Source organism: Vibrio sp. 2-1-2a, from assembly GCF_032648565.1.
GTDB lineage: Bacteria > Pseudomonadota > Gammaproteobacteria > Enterobacterales > Vibrionaceae > Vibrio > Vibrio diabolicus.
In genome coordinates this window covers 800,064-815,928 of sequence record NZ_WBOH01000002.1, presented here as the reverse complement: position 1 = coordinate 815,928, position 15,865 = coordinate 800,064, and the positions used below count along the sequence as shown (strand labels likewise).

At 45.0% G+C, this 15,865-nt stretch carries 14 protein-coding genes and 13 tRNA genes; 5 read left to right on the top strand and 22 right to left on the bottom strand.

The features are described from left to right. The first annotated feature begins 45 nt into the window (after window positions 1-45). Both F7Y48_RS08435 and F7Y48_RS08430 read left to right on the top strand, forming a co-directional pair. A tRNA-Asp gene (locus tag F7Y48_RS08435) sits at window positions 46-122 on the top strand. A gap of 598 nt (window positions 123-720) precedes the next feature. Further along, window positions 721-2,157: an NAD-dependent succinate-semialdehyde dehydrogenase gene (locus F7Y48_RS08430; protein ID WP_316683334.1), complete on the top strand. Its 1,437-nt coding sequence runs from the start codon at window positions 721-723 to the stop codon at window positions 2,155-2,157. Between the two features lie 273 nt (window positions 2,158-2,430). Here the strand turns inward: F7Y48_RS08430 and F7Y48_RS08425 are convergent. The 16 genes from F7Y48_RS08425 to mutY form a co-directional block, all read right to left on the bottom strand. Beyond that, window positions 2,431-2,506, bottom strand: a tRNA-Asn gene (locus F7Y48_RS08425). Between the two features lie 15 nt (window positions 2,507-2,521). Beyond that, window positions 2,522-2,597 (bottom strand) — tRNA-Thr (locus F7Y48_RS08420). A 40-nt stretch (window positions 2,598-2,637) separates the two neighbouring features. Further along, window positions 2,638-2,713, bottom strand: a tRNA-Asn gene (locus F7Y48_RS08415). Window positions 2,714-2,735: 22 nt separating this feature from the next. Beyond that, a tRNA-Thr gene (locus F7Y48_RS08410) sits at window positions 2,736-2,811 on the bottom strand. 53 nt (window positions 2,812-2,864) lie between these two features. Next, window positions 2,865-2,940: transfer RNA gene (locus F7Y48_RS08405), tRNA-Phe, on the bottom strand. A 233-nt stretch (window positions 2,941-3,173) separates the two neighbouring features. Beyond that, entirely contained in the window at window positions 3,174-4,799 is a 1,626-nt protein-coding gene (locus F7Y48_RS08400; RefSeq protein WP_316683333.1) for a methyl-accepting chemotaxis protein, read from the bottom strand. A 316-nt stretch (window positions 4,800-5,115) separates the two neighbouring features. Then, a tRNA-Asn gene (locus tag F7Y48_RS08395) sits at window positions 5,116-5,191 on the bottom strand. Between the two features lie 38 nt (window positions 5,192-5,229). Beyond that, window positions 5,230-5,305: transfer RNA gene (locus F7Y48_RS08390), tRNA-Phe, on the bottom strand. A gap of 7 nt (window positions 5,306-5,312) precedes the next feature. Then, window positions 5,313-5,388, bottom strand: a tRNA-Thr gene (locus F7Y48_RS08385). A 70-nt stretch (window positions 5,389-5,458) separates the two neighbouring features. Next, window positions 5,459-5,534 (bottom strand) — tRNA-Asn (locus F7Y48_RS08380). A 54-nt stretch (window positions 5,535-5,588) separates the two neighbouring features. Continuing rightward, window positions 5,589-5,664 (bottom strand) — tRNA-Phe (locus F7Y48_RS08375). A gap of 7 nt (window positions 5,665-5,671) precedes the next feature. Further along, window positions 5,672-5,747: transfer RNA gene (locus F7Y48_RS08370), tRNA-Thr, on the bottom strand. A 66-nt stretch (window positions 5,748-5,813) separates the two neighbouring features. After that, window positions 5,814-5,889, bottom strand: a tRNA-Phe gene (locus F7Y48_RS08365). 100 nt (window positions 5,890-5,989) lie between these two features. Further along, entirely contained in the window at window positions 5,990-7,129 is a 1,140-nt protein-coding gene (mltC, locus tag F7Y48_RS08360; protein ID WP_237308347.1) for a membrane-bound lytic murein transglycosylase MltC, read from the bottom strand. 78 nt (window positions 7,130-7,207) lie between these two features. Next, window positions 7,208-7,480, bottom strand: a complete 273-nt coding sequence (locus tag F7Y48_RS08355) for an oxidative damage protection protein (RefSeq protein WP_005381002.1) — start codon at window positions 7,478-7,480, stop codon at window positions 7,208-7,210. Between the two features lie 19 nt (window positions 7,481-7,499). Continuing rightward, window positions 7,500-8,576 (bottom strand): A/G-specific adenine glycosylase, encoded by a 1,077-nt coding sequence (gene mutY / locus F7Y48_RS08350; RefSeq protein ID WP_114323654.1) that lies wholly within the window; start codon window positions 8,574-8,576, stop codon window positions 7,500-7,502. Window positions 8,577-8,779: 203 nt separating this feature from the next. On the opposite strand from mutY, the gene trmB reads away from it, so the two are divergent. The 3 genes from trmB to glsB all read left to right on the top strand — a co-directional run bounded on the left by trmB (window position 8,780) and on the right by glsB (window position 11,564). Further along, the gene (trmB, locus tag F7Y48_RS08345; RefSeq protein WP_085342616.1) at window positions 8,780-9,499 is read left to right on the top strand and encodes a tRNA (guanosine(46)-N7)-methyltransferase TrmB; all 720 of its coding nucleotides are present in this window, start codon (window positions 8,780-8,782) and stop codon (window positions 9,497-9,499) included. 17 nt (window positions 9,500-9,516) lie between these two features. Further along, a complete protein-coding gene (locus F7Y48_RS08340; RefSeq protein WP_074191811.1) occupies window positions 9,517-10,545 on the top strand; it encodes a TRM11 family SAM-dependent methyltransferase in 1,029 nt (342 codons plus the stop codon). A gap of 98 nt (window positions 10,546-10,643) precedes the next feature. Then, window positions 10,644-11,564, top strand: a complete 921-nt coding sequence (gene glsB / locus F7Y48_RS08335) for a glutaminase B (RefSeq protein WP_005393987.1) — start codon at window positions 10,644-10,646, stop codon at window positions 11,562-11,564. Between the two features lie 60 nt (window positions 11,565-11,624). Here the strand turns inward: glsB and hemW are convergent, their stop codons facing one another. The 6 genes from hemW to proC all read right to left on the bottom strand — a co-directional run bounded on the left by hemW (window position 11,625) and on the right by proC (window position 15,820). Next, a complete protein-coding gene (hemW, locus tag F7Y48_RS08330; RefSeq protein WP_316683321.1) occupies window positions 11,625-12,803 on the bottom strand; it encodes a radical SAM family heme chaperone HemW in 1,179 nt (392 codons plus the stop codon). Window positions 12,804-12,821: 18 nt separating this feature from the next. Beyond that, entirely contained in the window at window positions 12,822-13,424 is a 603-nt protein-coding gene (locus F7Y48_RS08325) for an XTP/dITP diphosphatase (protein WP_074191809.1), read from the bottom strand. A gap of 118 nt (window positions 13,425-13,542) precedes the next feature. Further along, window positions 13,543-13,974 (bottom strand): DUF4426 domain-containing protein, encoded by a 432-nt coding sequence (locus F7Y48_RS08320; protein ID WP_005393982.1) that lies wholly within the window; start codon window positions 13,972-13,974, stop codon window positions 13,543-13,545. A gap of 127 nt (window positions 13,975-14,101) precedes the next feature. Beyond that, complete coding sequence (gene yggU / locus F7Y48_RS08315; RefSeq protein WP_005393980.1) at window positions 14,102-14,392, bottom strand: DUF167 family protein YggU; 291 nt, start codon at window positions 14,390-14,392, stop codon at window positions 14,102-14,104. Beyond that, the gene (locus tag F7Y48_RS08310; protein WP_316683318.1) at window positions 14,392-14,949 is read right to left on the bottom strand and encodes a YggT family protein; all 558 of its coding nucleotides are present in this window, start codon (window positions 14,947-14,949) and stop codon (window positions 14,392-14,394) included. Before F7Y48_RS08310 ends, yggU begins: the two co-directional genes overlap by 1 nt. 52 nt (window positions 14,950-15,001) lie before the next feature. Further along, window positions 15,002-15,820, bottom strand: a complete 819-nt coding sequence (gene proC, locus F7Y48_RS08305; protein WP_316683317.1) for a pyrroline-5-carboxylate reductase — start codon at window positions 15,818-15,820, stop codon at window positions 15,002-15,004. Between the last annotated feature and the right edge of the window lie 45 nt (window positions 15,821-15,865).

Here is a 15,865-nt window from a genome sequence, read left to right as displayed (position 1 = left end):
TTAAATTTTGGACACTTGCTGATTACAAGCGAGTGATACCACTGCGGAGTGGTAGTTCAGTTGGTTAGAATACCGGCCTGTCACGCCGGGGGTCGCGGGTTCGAGTCCCGTCCACTCCGCCACTTATATTAAGCCTCAGTCGAAAGACTGGGGCTTTTTCGTTAATGCGAGTATATTTTTCCCTTCAATCGAATGAGTCCTGCGGAAAGGCCTATTAGTAGCCCGGAACCGCTGCCACTTATATTAAGCTTCACTTGAAAGACTAAGATTTTTGGTATCTGTAGGACCAGCTTTCTCCGTAACCAAGTTGCACAATTCTAGTTGAATGTAATCTTGCCCATTTCTCTACAGATTCGAGCCTATAGTAAATGCTGGGGACTGATGGGTTATGCCGGTCATTAGACCAGAGAATTCGCATAAGCTAGCTCGTAGTCTGCATTCTTGTCACTGCGTATTTCGTTAACGCTCCTCTCTAATAAGAGTTTTCTACTGCTACTTCGCAAATATTCATCGTTCTAGTGTTCTGGATAGTCCCTAGGAGAATGGATTGCTGGAGTTTGTTACCGCTAGTCTGATTTAGTCATTGGAAGAGAATGAGCGTCTAGACTGTTAAGAGAGTAAAGTCATTCGAACATTCATGTCTTTTAGAAAACTTTGTTTTCTTTGCTGATCTTGCTAGTAACGATTAACCTAAGAGGAGTTCTCGTAGGAGTAAGTTTGATGATGCAACAAATAAAAAATGAAACCTTGAAATCCGTATTTAAGCAATGGTCTTCCGAAGAGGGAATTGTGGTCATCAACCCTGCAACTGAGCAAGAGTTAGTTCGGTTAAAGCCTAGTAGTCTAGAGGAGTTAGATACTCTCATTGGTCAGTGCAAAACTGAGCAAGTTCGTTGGGCAAAGTTAAGTGCCAAAGAGCGCTCTCGTCGCTTGAAAAAGTGGTATCAATTACTCCTTGATAATGCAGAAGACATTGCCACAGTTATTACCTTAGAGCAGGGAAAACCATTAACCGAGAGTAAAGGGGAGGTGATGTATGGCGCCTCTTTTGTCGAGTGGTTCTCAGAAGAAGCCAAACGTGCTTATGGCGAAGTTATACCAGCCCCCACGACAGATCGACGTCTGTCTGCTATTCGCCAGCCTGTAGGGGTATGCGCTGCAATTACGCCGTGGAACTTCCCTATTGCGATGATTACAAGAAAAGCAGCACCAGCCCTGGCGGCAGGCTGTGGTATGCTGATTAAACCCTCTGAGCTTACCCCTCTTACTGCAATTGCTGTTGTTGAATTAGCTTATCAGGCAGGAATCCCAAAAGAACTGCTTCCTGTGGTGGTATCAGAGCAGGCAGCTGAGTTTGGCCTAGTACTAAGTACTGATCCTAGGATTAAGAAAGTTTCTTTTACGGGCTCTACGCGAGTCGGGAAGATTTTGATGAAACAAGCCAGTGACTCTGTCAAAGCGGTTTCGATGGAGTTAGGTGGTAATGCACCTTTTATTGTTTTTGAAGATGCAGATTTAGATGCGGCTGCGGAAGGGCTTGTCGCTTCGAAGTTTCGTAATGCAGGGCAAACATGTGTTTGTACCAATCGGCTGTATGTCCATGAAGATGTAAAACAAGCTTTTATTGAAAAAGTATTGTCGAAGTTAAACAAATTACAGCTTGGTAATGGTTTAGATAACGGTGTCACATTAGGCCCTGTTATTACGATGGCTTCTAAACATCGTCTAGAGGCGGTGATCGATCAAGCTGTACAAGAAGGGGCTTCTATTGCCAACTCTCCGCAGAGACGCTCTGGGCGCTTTATGGAGCCCGTTCTTTTGGATAGCGTCAAGCAGCATATGTCGATTGTTCAGCAAGAGCTATTCGGGCCTGTGTTACCTATTATTACCTTTGAGAATGATGAACAAGTTCTCGGAATGGCGAATGACACAGAGTATGGTTTGGCTTGTTACTTCTACACGAATAACTTCAAGCGTATTGTTGCTTTCAGTGAAGGTCTTGAATACGGCATGGTTGGTGTCAATGAGGGGATTATTTCTACTGAGGTGGCCCCGTTTGGTGGAGTGAAAGAGTCAGGAGTTGGCCGAGAAGGTGCGAAACAAGGGCTCGATGAATATTTGGAGACAAAGTATATTTGTCTCGGTGGTTTAAGCTGAGTTGGTTGATTTAAGTAAAAAGCTGGGTTTTACCTGGCTTTTTTGATCTGGGAGATGTGTGCCACCCACTATGATTATTATTTATTGGTGAACATTGCTTATGGTGGGGAAAGCAGAGTTGTTGGTGAGCAGATATTCCACTCTAAGTTAAGCGATGCCTTCAAGGTAATGATCTAAACTCTGATTTTCTTTCCTGAGTGACATGAGTAGAAAAGAGTTTGACTTTAAACCAATGCAAAAAAGCCGTATCAAGAGATACGGCTTTTTCTAATATGGCTCCTCCTACTGGACTCGAACCAGTGACCTGCGGATTAACAGTCCGTCGCTCTACCAACTGAGCTAAGGAGGAACAAATTTTAATAAGTGGTGCCGACTACCGGAATCGAACTGGTGACCTACTGATTACAAGTCAGTTGCTCTACCTACTGAGCTAAGTCGGCACATTTTCATTAATAAGTAATCAACTTATTAACTGAAGAATGGCTCCTCCTACTGGACTCGAACCAGTGACCTGCGGATTAACAGTCCGTCGCTCTACCAACTGAGCTAAGGAGGAATTGTCTTTTTAAAAGAATAAATGGTGCCGACTACCGGAATCGAACTGGTGACCTACTGATTACAAGTCAGTTGCTCTACCTACTGAGCTAAGTCGGCACACTATATTCTTTAACTATTGTTCGTGCTAAGCACCAACAATTAATAAATTGTGGTGCCCGGAGGCGGAATCGAACCACCGACACGAGGATTTTCAATCCTCTGCTCTACCGACTGAGCTATCCGGGCGACGAGGTGTATTAAACGGTTTTTCGGCTCTTAGGTCAACCATAAAATTAAAATAAAATATCGTTTGATGAAAATGTGCTCGGAGTGGGCTGTTTTTATGCATTTTTGATACAAATCCACCATCAACTAAGCTTTCTTTAATGGAGAGATAGGAGTTTGAAAGTAGAGTAAATGGATAAAAACAAAAAAAGCACGCTTGAAAACGTGCTTTATACTAAATAATTGACTTTAACCTAGTGCTTTACAGAGAACTTGTTTACCCAACCTTCTAGCTCATCTGCCAGCGAAGCTAAACTTTGAGTGCTTGATTGGCTCTCCGTTACCACAGAGTTGAGCTGGCTTCCGCTTTCCTCGATAAGATTGACGCGCAGCGCAATATCATCGCTAACCTGAGTTTGTTCGGCTGCTGCAGTCGCGATCTGCTGACTCATTGCGGTGATAGATTCTAACGCCGTTACAATTTGCTGCAGAGCTTCAGAAGCATTCTTAGACTCTGTTACTGTGCCCTCACTGGTTTCTGCACACACTTCCATTGTGTGAATAGCGTTACGGGAACCTTCTTGCAGGTTGGAGATCATATGCTGAATCTCTTTAGTGCTATCTTGTGTTCGGCCTGCCAGGTTACGCACCTCGTCGGCAACAACGGCAAAGCCTCGACCTTGCTCTCCGGCACGTGCTGCTTCAATGGCAGCATTGAGTGCGAGTAAGTTTGTTTGCTCTGCAATATCGCCAATTACATCGAGCACTTTCACTATACTATTTACATCCTGATCTAGATCGGCGACCGCTTTACTTGCAGTATTTAATTGAGAAGCCAAACCTTGAATGTTTTCAACAGTACTGTGAATCAGCTTCTGAGTATGCTGACTTTGTTTATCGGCTTCGTCTGTGTTGTTTGCTGTATCACTTGCCGAGTTGGCAACATGGTTGGCTGAAGATGCCATTTCAGTCATCGCAGTGGCAATCATTGCTGTTGACTGCTGCTGAGATACGGTGAGATCGGCAATCGTATTTGAGCGAGATTCTACGGCAGATAGCTCAGCGCGCAGTGCGTGCATGGATTTCTCAAGGTTTGTCACCATGGTGGCTAGTGATTGACTCATATCTTGCACCGCACGATAGATACTTCCTCTCGGCGCCACTGCATCAAAACTGGTCTGAATGTCGCCTTGTGCGACAGCTTGAACGGCTTTGCGCACATCGTTTGGCTCTCCACCAAGTAGATTGAGCATCTTGCGAATCGAGATTATCAGGCCACCGAGAATACTCCCCGCGATAACTAAACACAGTACAAGCTGCCATTGAGCGGTAGCCCAGAAGCGAGCATTCACCTCATTAAAGCCGATCCCTGTACCTACAACCCAGCCCCAATGTGGTGTTTTCTCGGCAATAGAGTGTTTTTCTTCAATGCTTCCGTCGGCCTGCTTTTGACTCCAGGTATATTCGACGATTTGACCTGTTTTGCGCCCCAAAACATCTAAGATAAGTTGGCCGACGCTGTTGTTATCTCCATCACGAAAGTCGTGAAAGCTTGTGCCATGTAATTGAGGGTCAAGCGGAGCTGCAACAAAAATCATGTTCTCATCTGCGACATAAACGTATTCGTTGTCTTTGTAGATATTATTACGAAGTAGGCGAGTGGCTAATGATTTCGCTTCGTCCTCTGGCATTTTGCCTTCGATAGCCATTTTTTCTACTTCGGTAAGAATGCTGTACGCACTTTTGAATAGCTCAGTAACCCGAGCTTTGTTATCAAGGTTACTTGCGACGCGAAGTGTCCATAAGCCCGTTGCGGTCAGTGCTAGGAGTGCTAGCAATATGATCGCAGATAATAAATAGGCTTGAGTTTTTAGTTTCATATTTGGCTCACAAATAAAGTGTCATCACTATGCAAGGCATAGCTAAAAGAAGAAATGTAATAACTCGGGCATCTTAGTGAAGATGAATATGAGCGCATACTAGTGCGTATTGAAATTATGATGAGGATTAAATTTTTAGCGTAAAATAAGTGTTTTTTAGAGATTGGGCTTAATATTTTGCGATGCTAGAAACAGAGAAACAGAGAAACAGAGAAACAGAGAAACAGAGAAACAGAGAAACAGAGAAACAGAGAAAATGAAATGAACGTAGGGCAGATGCCAAAAAGCCGCATCAAAAGATGCGGCTTTTTAAAAATGGCTCCTCCTACTGGACTCGAACCAGTGACCTGCGGATTAACAGTCCGTCGCTCTACCAACTGAGCTAAGGAGGAATTATTCGTGTATCGTGTTTAGCAATGACACCAAATAATGGTGCCTCGAGGCGGAATCGAACCACCGACACGAGGATTTTCAATCCTCTGCTCTACCGACTGAGCTATCGAGGCAAAAGAATGGTGCCGACTACCGGAATCGAACTGGTGACCTACTGATTACAAGTCAGTTGCTCTACCTACTGAGCTAAGTCGGCACACTTTATTCTTTTTAGAAGAGATGAACTCTTCGTTTTAAGAATCTCATTCATATGAAATTCTTGAAGTTGGCTCCTCCTACTGGACTCGAACCAGTGACCTGCGGATTAACAGTCCGTCGCTCTACCAACTGAGCTAAGGAGGAACTATTCTGTTTTGTGTCTTGCCAATGATTTAAATTAAGCAAGCGCACCAAATATGGTGCCTCGAGGCGGAATCGAACCACCGACACGAGGATTTTCAATCCTCTGCTCTACCGACTGAGCTATCGAGGCAAAAGAATGGTGCCGACTACCGGAATCGAACTGGTGACCTACTGATTACAAGTCAGTTGCTCTACCTACTGAGCTAAGTCGGCACACTTTATTCTTTGTGCTTTTGTCCGTGTTATAACATTTCGTTAAGACACCAACAAATCAAATTGTGGTGCCCGGAGGCGGAATCGAACCACCGACACGAGGATTTTCAATCCTCTGCTCTACCGACTGAGCTATCCGGGCGACGGAGCGCTATTAAACGGATTTTCCCGCTTTGCGTCAACCACTTTTTTTAAATAATTTCAAAAAAGTGCTTGTTCGAACGCTTTTTATTCAACTGTCACTACAAAGTTTGCTTTGAGTTAAATTCCTTTTTGAAATTTGTAACTTTTTCTAGGTAACGACGTGCTTCTGCGTTCGGGTGTTTCTTAGTTAGTGCCCAATAAACTTGGTTGGGTTGCAACGAATTAAGATCTTGCATTGCGCGTTTGCGATCGCTGCGATGGAATGTGTTTAAAACACCTCCAGTACCGCCATTGTAAGCGGAAATCATACTGTACTCGAGAGAGGTAGGGTGATGGACTTCTCTTAAATAACGATTTTTTAAGATGTAGAAATACGCAGTACCGGTATCGATGTTGTTTTCTGGATTAAACAAATATTCAGGGCTTGGTTGGCCTGAGCGCTTTTTCACGAGCTTGAATACGTCTCGACCGGCGGTTTTAGGTACAACTTGCATTAAGCCATACGCATTTGCCCAACTTACTGCGTACGGGTTGAAGCTGCTCTCGGTTTTAATAATGGCGTATATCAAATCTTCTGGAATATCGTATTTCTTAGAAGCTCGGCGCACGATATCGGCGTATTGGTAGCTGCGTGTTGAAAAATGGTCTTCAACCATGGGGATTTCGACGTAATACGCTTTCTTGAAATCAACGTCTTTGGTCTTGATCTTGTTTGCGATGAGATACTCCGCAAATCGGTTTGCCCGCCAAGACCACTGAATTGGCTTATTGTCTTGATCGACAACTTGTTTATACAGAAATGGTTGCCCTTCTAACGTGATTCCTTTTGAGGAGAACAAGTCGACGTGAGCTGGATCGTCTGGCGTGAGTAAGGTAGTGACAATCGCCTCTTTGAGGTGCTTTTGGGGCTCGGTCGGTGATACGGTTTCAATCGTGATCACGCCTTTGCGAAAGTCGACTTCGGCGCGGCTAAGGTAGTTATCGATATATTTGACGTAATTACTTTTGCCTGCGTACTTAATTTCTTTTTTACCCCAGCGCTTTTGAATATTACCAGAGAAACTATTGATCAGGGCGTCCAACGCGGCGGTATCTTTTTCAAATTGTCCAGGTAGCTCAGCTAAGTTATTGGCAAAACGGTTTGTGGGCTCGTAGTTGACGTCATAAATCTTTTCGACGAATTCACGGCTACAGCCAGCCATTAAAAATGCGGCAGCAATAAAGACAATTTTTTTCATAAGTATCAGGGCTATTGAAGGTAATAGAAAAATGACACCACAAGTGGTTGTGATGTCATTGTTTTAACTCAAGCGACTTTATTCGCTCGGCGGTGTGTAACCTTCGATATGAACGTCTTTTCCTTCAAAGAGGAAGTTTACCATTTCTGTTTCGATCAGTTTTCGGTGCTCTGGATCCATCATGTTGAGTTTCTTTTCGTTGATCAACATGGTTTGTTTGTGTTGCCACTGAGCCCACGCTTCTTTCGAGATGTTGTCGAAAATGCGTTTACCTAGTTCACCAGGGTAAAGTTGAAAGTCTAGACCTTCGCCTTCTTTTTTTAGTCGAGCACAAAATACAGTGCGGCTCATAATGACTCCTTGTATTCAATTAACGAAGTTCGTGGGGTAGCGCTTCCAGCAATAGTTTTACTGGCGCGGCTAAACCGACTTCTTCAGGTTTAGATAAGTTATACCAAAGACCTTTGTTGCCTTCCATTATCACGTCCGGTTGCTTTGATAAATCAATCAAAATTGGCGTGATATCTAGGTGGTAATGGCTGAATGTATGACGAAAGGTAATCAGTGTTTGCTGCTGCTTGATATTGCTGGCTTGAATGCCACGTTGATCCAGTAGCAATTCAATGTCGCTTTCTACATCCACATGTTCGGTTTGTGGGAAGCAAAATAAGCCACCCCAAATGCCTGTTTGTGGTCTTTGTTCTAACCACACCTCATGACCATTTTCGGTGTTGTGGTGAAGCATTACAAAACGAGTTTGCTTGATTGGCTTGTCTTTTTTCGGTTTTTTACCCGGGTAGTCGAGCACATTGCCTTGTTGTTTTGCCACACACAGATCCGCAACAGGGCAGAGGCTACATTTGGGTTTGCTGCGTGTGCAGACCATCGCGCCCATGTCCATCATTGCCTGGTTATACTTATCTACGTCCGTTTGTGGGGTATGCGTTTCGGCAATTTCCCACAGCTGGTTTTCAACCTTTTTTTGTCCTGGCCATCCTTCGACTGCGAAACAGCGGGATAGGGTGCGCTTCACGTTGCCATCAAGAATCGCATGTGGTTGTTTATACACAGACGATAAAACGGCGGCTGCGGTAGAGCGGCCAATCCCCGGTAAGGCGTTCATTTTCTCTATATCAAGAGGAAACTCACCATTGTATGTAGAGGCGACCTCTTGTGCTGCTTTGTGAAGGTTACGGGCTCGGGCGTAATACCCTAAGCCAGTCCAAAGGTGCAGGACTTCATCTTGCTCAGCATTGGCAAGATCGAGCACGGTTGGAAAACGCTCTAAGAAACGTTGGTAATACGGAATAACCGTAGTGACCTGAGTTTGCTGAAGCATGATTTCAGACAACCAGACACTGTATGCGGTCTTATTTTGTTGCCACGGAAGATCTTTTCTTCCATATGCGTCATACCATTCTAGGATGGCATTGGCGAAAGGTGTCACGACTTGCTCTGTATTCTATTATTGGTTAGGTGCAAAATTGCACCACATAATGGGCAAGAAGTACAACGGATAAACAGTAGGGATATAAAGAGGTGTGCTATTGCTTTTGGGCTGCCATAGGCCAAGAGCTCAACAAATACTTGCACCTCAGTAAATTCTTTGGATAATCCCCGCTTTGATTAATCAATGTGCAGGCAAAATCAATGAGTGAAGTAACCACTAACGAATACAACGAAGACGGAAAGCTGATCCGCAAAATCCGCAGCTTTGTGCGCCGTGAAGGGCGTTTGACTAAAGGTCAAGAGAGCGCGATGAATGAATGCTGGCCAACGATGGGTATTGACTTCAAAGCTGAACTTCTCGATTGGAAAGAAGTGTTTGGCAACGATAACCCAGTAGTGCTTGAGATCGGTTTTGGTATGGGTGCTTCATTGGTTGAAATGGCAAAGAATGCACCAGAGAAGAACTTCATTGGTATCGAAGTACACAGCCCGGGTGTTGGTGCTTGTCTTGCGGATGCGCGTGAGGCGGGAGTTACTAACCTGCGTGTGATGTGCCATGACGCAGTGGAAGTGTTTGAGCATATGATTCCAAACGGCAGCCTATCGACACTGCAGTTGTTCTTCCCAGACCCTTGGCACAAGAAACGTCACCACAAGCGTCGCATCGTTCAATTAGGTTTTGCTGAAATGGTTCGTGAGAAGCTGATCCCTAATGAAGGTGTTTTCCACATGGCGACAGACTGGGAAAACTACGCAGAGCACATGATTGAAGTTATGAACCAAGCGCCAGGTTTCGAAAACATTGCTAAAGATGGTGATTTCGTTCCTCGTCCAGACGACCGTCCTTTAACGAAGTTTGAAGCTCGTGGTCACCGTCTTGGTCACGGTGTGTGGGATATCAAATATAAGCGTATCGCGTAACTAGAGGAGTTCATGGGATGTACCATTACGCGATATTAGCGAATCCGGGTCATAACCGAATTTACTTTGATAGCGCAATGACCATTGCCTGTTCAGAGCTAAAAGCAATTTTAGCTTCACAAGGCGTGGATGTGACAGAAATTGGTAGTAAAGAGGTTGGCTTACCTGCAGCGTTGGTGTTTTCTTGTCAGGAAGCTCTAAGCGATGAGCAGACGCGAAGAATCGCAGCCTCTTCGATTTACTATGCACTATTTGAAGTGCGCGAAGATGGTTTACTTCGACCAATTCAAGCGCCAGCGTTCAATACTTTCCCGGAAAGCATGAGTCAGATTCTGCGTTATACCGGGAAAACAAACGAGCAGTTTACTCGCTTGATGGTGAATATCGGCATTAGTGCGTCCAATACGGGAAGTGAGCAGCTGACCTTAATGGATCCAATGTGTGGTAAAGGTACAACCTTGTTTGAAGGCTTGATCCATGGTTTGAACGTGGTGGGGGTAGAGATCAATGCCAAGTGGGTGCAAGAGATCCAGACCTTTATCGTTAAGTTCATGAAGAATGGCCGCTTTAAGCACAAAGTGAGCAAAGAAAAGCGCACTGCGGGTGGCAAGAAAGTGGCGGATGGTTTCGTGGTTGAAGCTGCAGCAAATAAAGAAGATTACAACCAAGGCAATCTTCAGTTTATGAAGCTGTATTCGGCTGATACTCGTATCGCTGATCAAGTCGTGAAAAAGAACTCAGTTGATGTGATGGTGTCTGATCTGCCTTATGGTGTGCAGCACGGCAGCAAAAATGCCAAGGACAGCAAACTGAATCGCAGCCCACTAGAGCTTTTAAAAGAGGCTCTGCCTGCATGGAAAGTGGTACTGAAAAAACAAGGTTCAGTGGTGTTGTCTTTCAATGAATTTACGTTGAAATGGAAAGACGTCGCGGCATTATTTGAAGAGCAAGGTTGGAAGGTACTTTCAGAAGAGCCTTACATCGGTTATCTTCACCGTGTTGATCAATCTATCAACCGCAATATTATTGTGGCAGTAAAACCATAATCGACTTGAGTCGAACGAACCCTATGGAAAAGCCAACGACACGTTGGCTTTTTTTACCTCTGAGCTCAACGAGTTCTCTTGTAAATAGAAGGTAGAGAATGAAACCGACAGTGGAAATTTTGACAGATATTTTGGCGGAAGTGCGCCCTTTAATCGGCCAAGGCAAAGTGGCTGATTACATTCCTGCTCTGGCAAAAGTACCCAGCAACAAGTTAGGTATTGCGGTATACACCAACGAAGGTGAGGTTATTAAGGCGGGCGATGCCGATGAACCTTTCTCTATCCAATCTATTTCAAAAGCATTGAGCTTGACGTTAGCGATGTGCTTGTACAAGCAAGAAGAAATTTGGTCTCGAGTGGGAAAAGAGCCTTCGGGGCAGGCATTTAATTCGCTAATCCAGCTAGAAATGGAGCAAGGTATTCCTCGCAATCCTTTTATTAATGCTGGAGCGATAGTTGTGGCGGATCTGTTGCAAACTCGCTTATCTGCACCTCGTCAGCGCCTATTGGAATTTGTACGTCAGCTTTCTGGTGATACTCATATTGTGTATGACAAAGTCGTCGCGGCATCCGAAATGATGCATGGTGATCGTAATGCGGCGATTGCATATCTCATGCGCTCGTTTGGTAACTTCGAAAATGAAGTAATTCCAGTGCTGCAAAACTACTTCCACGCTTGTGCACTGAAGATGAGCTGTGTCGACTTGGCTAAAACGTTTAGCTATTTGGCAAATAAGGGCACATCGGTACAAACGGGTAAGCCTGTAGTTTCTCCTGTGCAAACCAAACAACTTAATGCACTGTTAGCAACGTGTGGCTTGTATGATGGCGCGGGCGAGTTTGCTTATCGCGTTGGCATGCCTGGTAAGTCTGGTGTCGGTGGTGGCATTATCGCGGTAGTACCTGGCGAAATGACCATTGCAGTATGGTCTCCAGAGCTTGACCCTTCAGGTAACTCCCTTGCTGGTACTAAGGCGCTTGAATTGCTATCGGAGCGAATTGGCCGTTCGATTTTCTAATGTTGAATGTTCTATATAAAAAGCCTCTCAATTGAGAGGCTTTTTTGTTTTTGGGCTGCGTTACTCTTCGCTTTCTTCGGCCATAAAGGCTTCGAGCAAGTCATTAAGGAAGAGCTTCCCTTTTTCAGTAATTTGCCAATGAGTGGCGGTTTCACTCAAGTAGCCCATTTCTAACGCCCAATCAATAGTTTCTTGAATCGTACTGAGCGGCAAGCCTGTAGTGTCCACGTAATCTTGCTTCGGGCATGCTTCCATTAAGCGGAATCGGTTCATAAAGAACTCGAATGGACGATCTTCATCCGCGACGACATGTTCCGTATGCAGATAAGGTTTGACCATATTTTGATAAGCCGCTAAATAGCCACGCGGGTGTTTTACCTTTGTCGTTCGAATAATACGTCCGTCGGTAAAACTGAGTTTGCCATGAGAGCCACAACCGATACCAAGGTAATCGCCAAAGCGCCAGTAGTTGAGGTTGTGCTGACACTGATAGCCCGGCTTGCTGTAACCCGAGATTTCATATTGCACATAACCCGCGGCTGAAAGTTTTTGGTGTCCGAGCTCGAAAATATCCCACAAGTCATCATCGTCAGGTAGCGTTGGTGGCTTGTAGTAGAACATGGTGTTTGGTTCGATGGTCAGCTGATACCAAGACAGGTGCGGCGGTGCCAACTCAATAGCTTTGTCCAAATCTGCCAAGGCTTGTTCGATGCTTTGATCTGGTAAGCCGTGCATGAGATCGAGGTTAAAGCTGTTCAAACCGATTTGGTGCGCCAGCTTAGCAGCATTGACGGCTTCGTCTTGGCCGTGAATGCGCCCCAAACGCTCAAGCTTCTGCTGCTCAAAGCTTTGCACACCGATAGAGATACGCGTTACACCGGCTTTACGGTAGCCAACAAAACGCTCTGCTTCGATGGTGCCTGGGTTCGCTTCCATGGTGATTTCGATTTCAGGCTTGAACGGAATACGCGCTTCAATGCCCTTAAGTAGACGCTCGATGCCTTCTGCCGAAATCAAACTCGGCGTACCACCACCAATGAAGATTGAATGCAGTGGACGTGGCGCTTCGTTAAGGCGGTATTTCTCAATGTCAGTATCCAAATCTTCTAGAAGGGCACTGATGTACTCTTCTTCTGGAATCTCGGTTTTGAGCGCGTGAGAGTTAAAGTCGCAATACGGGCACTTTTGTACACACCAAGGGATGTGTACATACAAGCTGAGTGCTGGGGGCGTTAACATAGTCTAATTCGCTCGTGATTACTGAGACACTTGCTCAGACAGTTGAGCAAACAACGACTTGAGCGCTTTACCGCGGTGAGACAGTTGTTTTTTACGTGCAGGTTCAAGTTCGGCTGACGCACAGTTGTTTTCAGGAACAAAGAAGATTGGGTCGTAGCCAAAGCCATTTTCACCGTGTGCTTCAGTTAGAATGCGGCCTTCCCATTTACCGTGGCAGACGATAGGCGTTGGGTCGTTCTCGTGACGCATGAGGACTAATACGCAGTGGAAACGTGCTGTACGTTCTGCTTCTGGTACGCCTTCCATTGCCGCTAGCAATTTTTCTAGATTCTCTTGATCAGATGCGTTCTCGCCTGCGTAACGTGCAGAGTAAATGCCCGGAGCGCCTTTTAAGAAATCGACTTCTAAGCCAGAGTCGTCTGCAATCGCAGGAAGCCCTGTTTCTTGCGCGGCATGGCGAGCTTTAATGATTGCGTTTTCAATGAAAGTTGTACCCGTTTCAGCTACTTCCGATACATTGAATTCACTTTGCGCTAATACTTCAAAGCCGAAGTCAGACAACAAATCTGCCATTTCACGAACTTTGCCTTGGTTACCGGTTGCTAGCACAATTTTTTTCATGGGAATCTCTTTTAATAGTGATAGAGGAGAACAAATCGTTCTCCTCTAGATATTCTTTAACTAATAAGTGGTTTTTAGCCTGCTTAGATCCAAAAGCTTTTGGATCATCACACCCCAGTTACTCTTCAACATAAAACTTCTGGGTGAATTTAAGCTTACCTGAGCCTTTGTTTCCAGCTTTTACGTCAATATCGAAAGTAAAAGTTTCTTCGTGGGTAATTGGCAGTTCGGCTAAATAGTATATCGCATTGCCTTCTTTGACTTCACGAAAGGACAAGGTCTGAGTTTGGCCGATGAGGTTTTTCGCGCGTCCAGCAATTTTTGCTTCTAATGCAGGCTTACCCAATGAAGCTCTATCTAGCACGCTAATATTAACCACAGCGAGGTATCCATTACGCTTGATATCGTAGCTACGTGCGACTTTCGGTGTTAAGAATGTCGAGTTAAACGCGACATAGTGTACTTCGATATCTTTCATATTTTTAAACTGATCGGCGAAGCTTGGTAACGACAATAGGCTGATCAGTAATGCGGTAATCCATTTGCTCATTGTTACTTCCTCAAAGCACTTGTTATAAAACAACCATAGCCGCAATTTTACCTTGGGCACGGGGTAAAAATGCGAACTCAGTCATTGGTACTAGTAAGTGTGGTACAAAATTGTAAATAAAAAGCCATCATAAGATGGCTTTAATTTCTGTCGGTATCTGGGTAGGTGATTCTATCCGAATTTGTTTGTGCCGTCCTAATTCACCTTTTTCTATGTGAACCAAACCCTTAGCGATTTTAAACTGCTTGGCTAAGAACTTAGTTAGGTGCGCATTAGCTTTGCCATCGACAGGTGGAGCAGTAATGGCGATTTTGAGCTCTTCACCATGCAAGCCAACAATTTTATCGCGGCTTGCTTTAGGTTGAATATAGAGCTTTAGGATGATGTCCTCGCCATCTTGCCAAACTGCGGCTGACATTATAACTGGAACCAAATTGGACCAATGATATCACCCATCAAGAAGTTCGCGAACTGCAAGCCGATAAACAGTACCAGTACGCTCAAATCAAGACCACCAATAGCCGGAATAATACGACGGATTGGTGCGCACATTGGCTCGGTTAATTGATGGAATACGTACTCGATAGGGCTGCGACCTTGGCTTACCCAGCTCAAAATTGCACGGATCAATAGTACCCAGAACAGCAGACCTCCAGCGGCTTTGATTAATGATAACAAGCCTAAGAACAAGAAATCAGCGCTGAAAGAGACGGAACCGTTCGAAGCTATCAGGATCAGAACGACAAATTTAAGCACACACAACACGTAGGCAAACAACACGGTTGCTAGGTCAATATTCCCCATGGATGGGATAATGCGGCGCAGTGGACCAATGACCGGCTGAGTCGCTTTTACTATGAATTGCGAGAATGGGTTGTAGAAGTCTGCGCGTGCAGCTTGCAACCAAATTCGCAAAATTACGACCATGATGTACAGGTCAAATAGGGTTGAGATGAGAAAACTCATTGAATTCATAAGGTACCCTTAACAAGTGATGGATGATACTAAACGGAGTTCATCCAAATAATTAAAACAGTTTTTCCATTTCTTCCGCGCGAGCCACAGCAGCTTGCATGGCTTTAGCAACAATATCTGAAAGTTGATGTTCGTTGAATGTACGCAGTGCTTCTGCCGTTGTCCCACCTTTCGATGTCACGTTCTCACGCAGGGTCGATAGCTCAGTTTCTGGGTTGTTAACCACCATACTGGCCGCGCCCAATGCAGCTTGTTGAACCAATAGTCGAGCGGTGTCTTTATCAAAGCCTTGAGCAATCGCTTCTGCTTGCATCGCTTCCATAAACAGGAAGAAGTATGCCGGAGCACTGCCCGCTGCTGCAATCACATTATTGATGCCAGACTCTTGGTCAACCCAACATACTTTACCGACCGCTTCCATTAACTCTGCGGCAAAAGCTTTGTCTTGCTCAGTTACATGGGCTGGTGCGAATAAACCACTCATGCCCAACCCAAGTTGTGATGGCGTATTTGGCATAACACGAACCAAGTTCAATTTGGTGGCTAGCATATCATCCAATCGTGAACAGTTGATGCCAGCGGCAATAGAAATCACCAGTTTATTAGTGAAATCGATCGCTTGCAGTGGTTTACAAACATCAGCCATCATTTGCGGTTTCACAGACAATACCACCACATCCGCTTCGGTCGCAGCTTGGATGTTATCGCTGGTGGTACGGATGCCAAAATCTTGTTCTAGCGGAAGACGGCGAGCCTCTGAAGGAGCTGTCGCGGTAATGTTTTGCGCTGGGTATCCGTTAGCAACCAAGCCAGAAACAATGGCTCTCACCATGTTGCCAGCACCAATGAAGGCGATTTTTTTATGTTCCATTTGTCTGATTTCCATCATGATATTTAGAGTTTGTTGTGCGCTCAG